This is a genomic window from Nonomuraea sp. NPDC049421, from assembly GCF_040677005.1.
Classification (GTDB): Bacteria; Actinomycetota; Actinomycetes; order Streptosporangiales; family Streptosporangiaceae; genus Nonomuraea; species Nonomuraea salmonea.
Map to the genome: position 1 here is coordinate 1 of NZ_JBFAQA010000068.1, position 8,382 is coordinate 8,382.

Here is an 8,382-nt window from a genome sequence, read left to right on the forward strand (position 1 = left end):
GCGATCGCAGCCAGCTGATCAGCACGATCAGCAGGAAAACCCGCCGACGCCGCCAACGGCAGACCATCGGACGAGACCACCACCGCGTGCGCGACCCCCGGAACGGTGCTGACGAAGTCGGTGATTAACCAGTCCACCCCGCGTGCCGCGTGGCTCAGGTCGTTCATACCTTCTCCTCCGCCGGTCGCACGAACGACAGTCGGCTGCGTTCCCCTGGCCGCTTGTTGCGCTCGCTCATGCGCCCTCATCCCTACTGTTATCCCTGGGGCCGGACCCGTACGTCCTGCCCTCGCTGATGTCGTCGCGCGCGGCCCTGAAGCCCTGCTGGAAGCTGGACAACCGGCTGCGCACCCGGTCCGGTGAGACGGCCGGCATCGGGGCGACGCCCTTCGGCGCCGAGGCGGTGTCGGCGGAGCCGGGCACCAGGTTCGCCTTGGGCACCCGCTTGGGCAGGCCCGCGGCGGTCGCGCCGTCGCGCGCCGGCTCGCGTACGGCCTCGGCCGCGCTCCAGCCCGCGTCCGCCTTGGGCGAGCTCCACGTCGCGTCGGCCGCGGCGGCGGCCTGGTCGAACCACGCCGACTCCACCGAGGCGAAGATCGGCAGGTATTCGCCGTTGCCGCCGTTGCCGGCGGCGCCGCCGCTCGGCGGGCCGGACGGGCCGGACGGGATCGCGGGCATCGGGCCGGTGGCCGCGGACTCGGTCTCGGGGAAGTCGAAGGAGTTCGGCGCGGGCGGCGCCGCCTCGACGTTGCGCATCCAGGGGCGGGTGTCGTCGGACAGTCCGCCGCGCTGGGGCAGGCCGCCCTCGCGCTGGGGCAGCCCGTTCTCCCTCAGCCCGCTCAGTCCGTTCTCCCGCAGGCCGTTCTCCCGCTGGGGCATCCTGCTCTCGCCGGCGGCGGGGCCGCGCGATGCCACCCAGACGTCGTTGGAGGAGTCGCTGGACATCCAGCCGGCGGCCTCGGCGGGCAGGGCGGGGCTCGACGGCCACGACCCGGCCGGCGGGACGGCGTCCGTCGAGGGGTAGGACGGGTAGGACGGGTGTCCGGGGCCGAGCTGGAACGACGAGGCCGGCCACGAGCCGCCCTGCGGGGCGTGCTGCGCCATGGGGAAGGACTCTTCCCTGGAGGCGGCGGGGGCGGCGCCCGCGTACGACGGGGCCTGCGGGCCGAGCAGCGACTCGGGGATCAGCACCATCGCGGTCAGGCCGCCGGAGCCGTGCGGGCGGAGCTGGACGCGGATGCCGTGGCGGTGCGCCAGCCTGGCGACCACGAACAGGCCCATGCGGCGGGAGACGGAGACGTCCACGGTGGGCGCGTCGGTCAGGCGCTCGTTGGCCTGGGCCAGCTCCTCGCCGGTCATGCCGATGCCGGAGTCGCTGATGGAGAGCATGATGCCGCCGCCGTCGATCCTGCTGCCCGAGACCGGGACGCGGGTCTCGCGCGGCGAGAACGACAGCGCGTTCTCGATCAGCTCGGCGAGCAGGTGGATGACGTCGTTGACGGCCTGGCCCGCGATGGCGACGCCTTCCGGCACCTCCAGCACGACGCGCTCGTAGTTCTCGACCTCCGACAGGGAGGCGCGGGCGACGTCCACGAGCTGGACCGGCTGGCTCCAGCGGCGCGGGGGCTCCTGGCCGGCGAGGACCAGCAGGTTCTCGCTGTTGCGCCGCATGCGGGTGGCGAGGTGGTCGAGCTTGAACAGGTTGCCGAGCCGCTGCTCGTCCTGCTCGCCCTGCTCCAGGCCGTCGATGAGGGTGATCTGCCGTTCGACGAGGGTCTGGCTGCGGCGGGACAGGTTCACGAACATCGCGTTGACGTTGCTGCGGAGCTTGGACTCCTCGCCAGCCAGCCGGACCGCCTCGCGGTGCACCTCGTCGAAGGCCCGCGCGACTTCGCCGATCTCGTCCTTCGAGTTGATCTCGATGGGCGGGACCCTGAGTTTGTCGGGGTCGATGTCGGTGTTGCGGAGCTGGCGGACCAGGTCGGGCAGCGTGTGGCCGGCGATCTTGAGTGCGTCGCTGCGCAGCCGCCTGAGTGGCCGTACCAGCGAGCCGGCCATGAGGGCGGTGATCGCGAGGACCAGCACCAGCAGCACGACCACGACGCCGATGTTGATCGCGGCGAGTTGCCTGTCGCCGCTCGCCACGTCGGCGCTCCGGGTGGCGACCTCCTCCGCCAGCGACTTCTGCACCTGGTGCAGCCGGTCGACGGTCTCGGAGATGGAGTCGAACCAGAGGTCGACGTCCTTGGAGGTGGAGTTGTCGAGCCTGCGCAGCGGGGTGGCGGTGTTGTGCAGCAGCACCGCGCGGCTGATGTAGAACTCGGCGCGGCCGATCTTCTGGCTGGCCACGGTGTTGTCGAAGTTCTGCCGCTGGGCTGGGGTGGCGACCGCGTTGAACGAGGCGCGCTCGCTCTCGCGGCGGGAGCCCGCGTCGAGGAAGCCCTTGAACTCCGGCTCCTCGAACCTGCCGCGCACCAGGGCGATCATCAGCAGTGCCCGCTGCTTGGAGGCCTCCTCCTCGGCGCGGGCGATGGTGCGCAGCGCGGCGGCGGTGGAGGTGAGCTGCTCGTCCGTGGAGCCCTGGCCGAGCTCGTCGTAGACCTGCAGCAGGTCGGCGATGATCTCGGAGTACGTCTCGACCGTCGGCAGCGGCGGGAGCTGGTCCTTGGTGTACGTCGTGCGCAGCGAGCCGAGCTGGGCGAGCCGGACCTCGATGCGGTCGAGGGTTCTGCGGCCGATGTCGGACAGCGAGTCGCGGGCCTCGGCGGCGACCGCCTTGGTCCTGTTGACGCTGGCGTCGACGATCTCCTGCTGGCTCTTGAGCCGCTGGCCCTCGCTCGCCCGCTTGTTGGCGGCGACGAAGCGGCCGGCCAGGTCGCGTTCGAGCCCGAGGTCGCGGGAGAGCTCGCCGAGCTGGCTCACCAGCCGTCCTACGTCGCTGATGAGCTGGTACTGCTGAGCGCTGCTGATGGAGTCGGTGACCCGCAGCCCGCCGAAGATGACGCCCACGATCGTGGGAATGGCGATGAGGGCGATGAGGCGGGTTCGCACGCGCCAGTTACGCAGCGCGAACGGGCTGCCCGACACGGGCTGCTGTACCTGCGGGGCTTCTAAGCCCGCAGAGTGATCCGGTCCGTCCGGAGCCCTGCCACGACCGGACTCGGCCGTTGTTGTCCTCACTGGTGGCAACCTCTCGCCATGGCCTGCTTAAGGGGGGTTTCAGCGGCTTCGTCACAAGGACGAGTGATCGCAGGCAAGTTCGAGGCCCAATTTGAGCACAAACCTCATACTTAGGCCAACGTCTCGGGTGTTTTCAACCGTTCCAAATGACACCTTGTTCACGTGGCGAGCCCTTGACCACGGAGCGCAACCACCGCCTCAATCCGGACATACAACTCATAAACCTACTTTATGCCTATATTTACATCTATATCCCTGGACAGTCATCTTTAGCAGATAAAGTGCATAAAAGCGGCATTGTGCTGCCGTTTGGATCTAGCCTCCGGTACGCTTCACGCCCGGCATACAGTGCCGATCTCCAGAAGCTTCCCCCTGGTAGGAGAACCCCCCATGACACGCAAACTGCGCTGTAACGCCATTGTTGTCGGCGTCGCAGTCGCTCTGACTCTTGCCGGCTGCGGCGGATCCGACGACCCTGGCACCACGTCGGCCGACAGCGGCGGCCTCGAGAAGACCACCATCAAGGTCGGCGCCCTGCCCGTACCTGACCCGGTGGCTCTCTATGTCGCGAACGAGAAGGGCTACTTCAAGGAAGAGGGCCTGACCGTTCAGCCGACCGTCATCACCGGTGGCGCCGCGGCACTTCCGCAGATTCTGAGCGGCGCTCTGGACATCTCGATGACCAACTACGTCTCGACGTTCGCGGCGGTCAGCGAGGGCAAGAAGATCAAGCTCGTCGCCGACATGTACCAGGCGGGCCCGAACACCTTCAACCTGATGGTGCCGAAGGACTCGAAGATTCAGACCGTGGCGGACCTGAAGGGTAAGACCATTCTGGTCAACAACCTCAACAATGTCGCCACGCTCACCACGCTGACGCAGCTCAAGGTCGCCGGATTGACGGCCGACGACGTCAAGTTCGTCGAGAAGCCGTTCCCCGACATGGGCAACGCGCTGCTCAGCGGCCAGGCCGACGCCTGCTGGATCACCGAGCCGTTCATCACCGCCAACCAGAGCCAGCACGGCTTCCGCAAGCTGGCGGACGTGATGACCGGTCAGACCGCCGACCTGCCCATCGCCGGCTGGATGGCCACCGAGGACTGGGCGCAGAAGTACCCGAAGACGCTGGCCGCCTTCCAGCGCGCGATCGGCAAGGCTCAGCAACTCGTCTCCAGCGACCGCAAGGAGATCGAGGCCATGCTGCCGAAGTACACGAAGATCGACGCCAAGACCGCTTCGGTGATCACGCTCGGCTCCTTCCCCAGTGAGCTGAACGCCAACCGTCTGCAGAAGGTCGCCGACCTCATGCTCGAGTACGGCTACCTGAAGAGCCCCATCGACGTGAAGTCGGTCATCGCGGCTCCCGCGTCGAAGTGACGATCGCACGTCTGCTCCGCGGCGCCGCCGGCGCCGCGGGGTTCCTCGTTGTCGGGGAGCTGGTCATCCGCTTCGGCATCAGTGAGGACCTGCAGTTCCCCGCACCGTCGACCATCCTGCTCGAAGCCGTGCGCCTGCCCGCCGACCCCGACTTCCTGGCCGGGCTCGGCGCGACCCTGACCAACTGGGTGCTCGGCCTGCTCATCGCCACCGCCATCGCCGTGCCGGTGGGGGTGCTGCTCGGCGCGCTCGCGCCGGTGGAGCGGGCGATCAGGCCCGTGCTGGAGTTCCTGCGGCCGATCCCGAGCGTGGCGATCATCCCTCTGGCGATCCTGCTGATCCCGGTGGACGAGCTCATGAAGATCTCGGTCATCGTCTACGCCTCCGTCTGGCCGATCCTCATCAACACCCTGTACGGCATGCACGACGTCGACCCCCTGGCCAAGGAGTCTCTGCGCAGCTTCGGCTTCGGCCCCCTCGCGGTGCTGACCAGGGTGAGCCTGCCGAGCGCCGCGCCGTTCGTCGCGACCGGCGTCAGGATCGCCGCGGGCATCGCGCTCGTCCTCGCGGTCAGCGCCGAGCTGCTGGCCGGCGGTGTCGCCGGGATCGGCGTCTTCGTCAACCTGGCCGGCAGCGGCAACAGGACGGACCTGATGATGGCGGCCACGGTCTGGGCCGGCGTCCTCGGCGTGCTCGCGAACGTGCTGCTCCTGGCCGGCGAGCGCCGGTTGTTCCACTGGCACCGGATGCGGACGGGAGCGTCGGAGTCGTGAAGCTCCTCACCAAGATCTGGGTCATCCCGGTCCTGCTCGTCGTCTGGGAGTTCGCCGCCCGCGCGGTCGGCAACACCGACTTCCCGCCGCCCACGACGATCGTGGCCGCCATGTACGAGCTGTGGTTCTCTGGCCCGGCCAGCCGGATCTTCCTCACCGACGACGCGATCGACAACATCCTGCCCAGCCTGGGCCGCATGTTCGGCGGCTGGATCCTGGCGGCGCTGATCGGGATCATCGCCGGCATGCTGCTCGGCCGCTCCCGGACGGCGACCGACTACGTGGACCCGCTGATCGAGTTCGGCCGCTCGCTGCCGCCGCCGCTGCTGATCCCCGTGTTCCTGGTGCTCCAGGCCGGGCTGCACTCGCCGTACGGCGTGCTGATCACCCAGCTCGCGACCATCGTGTTCGGGGTGGTGTGGCCGGTGCTGCTCAACTCGATCGACGGCGCGAGGGCGATCGACAGGACGTACACCGAGACCGCCACCGTCTTCAACCTGACCAGGTTCCAGCGGCTGCGGGTGGTCGTGCTGCCGGCCGCCTCACCGAAGATCTTCGCCGGGCTGCGGCTGAGCCTGTCGCTCGCGCTGATCCTCATGGTCCTCACCGAGCTGATCGGCGGCAGCGACGGCATCGGCTACCAGCTCCTGCAGGCGCAGCGCAGCTTCGACGGCGCCGCGGTGTGGGCCACGATCACGCTGCTCGGCATCCTCGGTTACGTCGTCAACTCCTTGTTCGTGCTGGCCGAGCGCCGCGTGCTGGTGTGGCACCGGCAGGCCACGCGCAATCCGTGACCTCCCCTGGAAGGACTCATGCCGCATTCCGACGACCTCCTGTGGGGTGCCCTGGGTGACATCTCGCGTTTCGCCGCCCTGCTCACCATGGCGGAGCTGGGCGTGGCCGACCATCTCGCGCGGGGCCCGCTGAGCACGCCCGAGCTGGCGCGGCGGGCCGGGGCGCACGCGCCCTCGCTGCGCAGGGTGCTGCGCGAGCTGGCCGCCATGGACCTGGTCAGGGCCGTGGAGGCAGACGCTGAGACAGACGCTGAGACAGACGCTGAGACAGACGCTGAGGCGGACGCGTACGAGCTGACCGAGCGGGGCGGCGCGTTGCGCTCCGACGCGCCCGGCTTCGTCCGCTCCTCGATCCGCATGCTCGGCGAGGAGGGCTTCTGGTACGCCATGCGCATGCTGCCCGACACCGTGCGCACCGGCCGCTCGGCCTTCATCGAGCAGTACGGCCCCCTGTACGACTACCTGGCCCGCAAGCCGGAGTCGAGCACGCTGTTCGACGACTACATGGCGGCCAGGGCGGTGCCGTTCACCGAGGGCCTGTCCGAGCGTTACGCCTTCCCCGCCACCGGGACGATGGTGGACGTGGCCGGCGGCAAGGGCCACATCCTGGCGACCGTGCTGCGCGCCAACCCCGGGCTGCGCGGCGTCCTGATGGACCTGGAGCACGTGGTGGACCACGCCAGGCGGGCGCTCGCCGAGGAGGGCCTGGCGGAGCGCACCGAGGTGGTGGCGGGCGACTTCTTCGCCGCGGTGCCGTCCGGCGGCGACGTCTACCTGCTGGCCAGCATCCTGCACAACTGGGACGACGAGGACTGCGTCAAGATCCTCACCAACGTCCGCACGGCCATGAACCCCGGCGGCCGCGTCCTCATCCTGGAGGTGGTGCTGCCCGACGACGAGCGGCCGCACCTGGGCAAGGACATCGACCTGCGGATGCTGGCGATCTTCAACGGCGGCGCGGAGCGCAGCCGCGAGGAGTACGCGGCGCTGCTCGGCCGGGCGGGTCTGGCGATGAGTGACGTCGTCGAGCTGGGCTCCGGCGCGAGCCTCATCGAGGCGCGGCAGCGATGACAGGGCAGTGATGACAGGGCAGCGCCGAGGGCCGGAGCGCGGGGGTGCCGCGTCGTCCGGCGAGCCGGGAAGGGCACGGCTCGTCGCCGGCGCGGCACCGGAGCCGGGGTCAGCCGCCCCAGCCCGGCACTGCCATGCGGACCGACAGCGCGTGCTCGACGAGCTGGATGAGCGCGTTCTTGACGGAGTCCTTGGAGCGGGCGTCGAGCCGCACCATCGGGATGTGCGGTGCCAGGGTGAGCGCGTCGCGCACCTCGGCGTCACTGTGCGGATATTGGCCGTCCCACCCGTTCACACCCACCACGAACGGGAGCTGGGCCTCTTCGAAGTAGTCGATGGCCGGGAAACTGTCGGCGAGCCGGCGCGTGTCGACCAGCACGACCGCGCCGATGGCGCCCCGCACCAGGTCGTCCCACATGAACCAGAACCGGTGCTGCCCGGGCGTGCCGAACAGGTACAGGATCAGGTCGCGGTCGAGGGAGACCCGGCCGAAGTCCATGGCGACGGTCGTGGTCGACTTCAGCGGCGTCATGCCAAGGTCGTCGATCCCCGCGGAGGCGTCGGTCATGACGGCCTCCGTGGTCAGCGGCATGATCTCCGACACCGCGCCGACGAACGTCGTCTTGCCCACCCCGAAACCTCCCGCCACCACGATCTTCGTCGAGGTGAGCCCGGGGCTAGAGCCTGCGAAGTCCACTTAGAACCCTTTCCAGCAGATTTACGTCCGGCCGACCGGCGTCCAGCTGTGGCTGGTGCACGCGGACCAGACCTTCGGCGGCCATGTCAGCGATCAGCACCCGGACCACGCCGAGCGGGATCCGCAGCAGGGCCGACACCTCCGCGACGGACCTGACCTGCCGGCACAGTTGGCTGATCGCCTGGTACTCCGGCGTGATATGGGAGAACTCCCGCTGCTCGGCGGTCGCCGATGACACCAGGGCCTCCATCGCCAGCTTGACCCGCGGCGCCGTCCGTCCACCGGTCACGGCGTAGGGGCGGACGGGCGAGGCGGGGTCGGGATTCAGCTGCGACTGGGATTGAGGCTGAGGTGGAGGAGCCCAACCGCCGCTGTTCCATCTGGGGTCCGACACGTACATCACCTGGTCTGGCTGGCGCGCAGCTCCGCACGCACAGCCGGAGTCAGCACCTGACCGGCGCGATCGACCATCAGCGTCATCTGATACGCC

Annotated in this window: 8 protein-coding genes and 1 pseudogene; 4 read left to right on the forward strand and 5 right to left on the reverse strand. The window is 69.3% G+C overall.

The genetic code is table 11. The features are described 5' to 3' along the window. Together AB0K18_RS50080 and AB0K18_RS50085 are read right to left on the reverse strand one after the other, a co-directional pair. A partial coding sequence (locus AB0K18_RS50080; protein WP_355432774.1) for a roadblock/LC7 domain-containing protein occupies window positions 1-167 on the reverse strand: 167 nt, incomplete at its 3' end. A gap of 67 nt (window positions 168-234) precedes the next feature. Then, window positions 235-3,087 carry a nitrate- and nitrite sensing domain-containing protein gene (locus AB0K18_RS50085; RefSeq protein WP_364930225.1) on the reverse strand — a complete coding sequence of 951 codons (2,853 nt, stop codon included), beginning with the start codon at window positions 3,085-3,087 and terminating at the stop codon, window positions 235-237. 483 nt (window positions 3,088-3,570) lie between these two features. Between AB0K18_RS50085 and AB0K18_RS50090 the strand changes: the two genes are divergently transcribed. From AB0K18_RS50090 to AB0K18_RS50105, 4 genes are read left to right on the forward strand one after another with little or no spacing between them, the layout of a single operon-like run. Then, on the forward strand, window positions 3,571-4,557 hold the full coding sequence (locus AB0K18_RS50090; RefSeq protein WP_364930228.1) for an ABC transporter substrate-binding protein: 987 nt from the start codon (window positions 3,571-3,573) through the stop codon (window positions 4,555-4,557). Then, a complete protein-coding gene (locus AB0K18_RS50095) occupies window positions 4,554-5,330 on the forward strand; it encodes an ABC transporter permease (protein ID WP_364930230.1) in 777 nt (258 codons plus the stop codon). Before AB0K18_RS50090 ends, AB0K18_RS50095 begins: the two co-directional genes overlap by 4 nt. Next, entirely contained in the window at window positions 5,327-6,124 is a 798-nt protein-coding gene (locus AB0K18_RS50100; protein ID WP_364930233.1) for an ABC transporter permease, read from the forward strand. Before AB0K18_RS50095 ends, AB0K18_RS50100 begins: the two co-directional genes overlap by 4 nt. Before the next feature lie 18 nt (window positions 6,125-6,142). After that, window positions 6,143-7,195, forward strand: coding sequence for a methyltransferase (locus tag AB0K18_RS50105; RefSeq protein ID WP_364930236.1), 1,053 nt, complete (start codon window positions 6,143-6,145; stop codon window positions 7,193-7,195). A 109-nt stretch (window positions 7,196-7,304) separates the two neighbouring features. Here the strand turns inward: AB0K18_RS50105 and AB0K18_RS50110 are convergent, their stop codons facing one another. From AB0K18_RS50110 to AB0K18_RS50120, 3 genes and pseudogenes are all read right to left on the reverse strand, one after another. Continuing rightward, entirely contained in the window at window positions 7,305-7,892 is a 588-nt protein-coding gene (locus AB0K18_RS50110; protein ID WP_345397954.1) for an ATP/GTP-binding protein, read from the reverse strand. After that, entirely contained in the window at window positions 7,873-8,220 is a 348-nt protein-coding gene (locus AB0K18_RS50115) for a DUF742 domain-containing protein (protein WP_111179488.1), read from the reverse strand. Before AB0K18_RS50115 ends, AB0K18_RS50110 begins: the two co-directional genes overlap by 20 nt. A 71-nt stretch (window positions 8,221-8,291) precedes the next feature. Further along, window positions 8,292-8,382 (reverse strand): annotated as a pseudogene (locus AB0K18_RS50120) (roadblock/LC7 domain-containing protein); the annotation flags it as partial.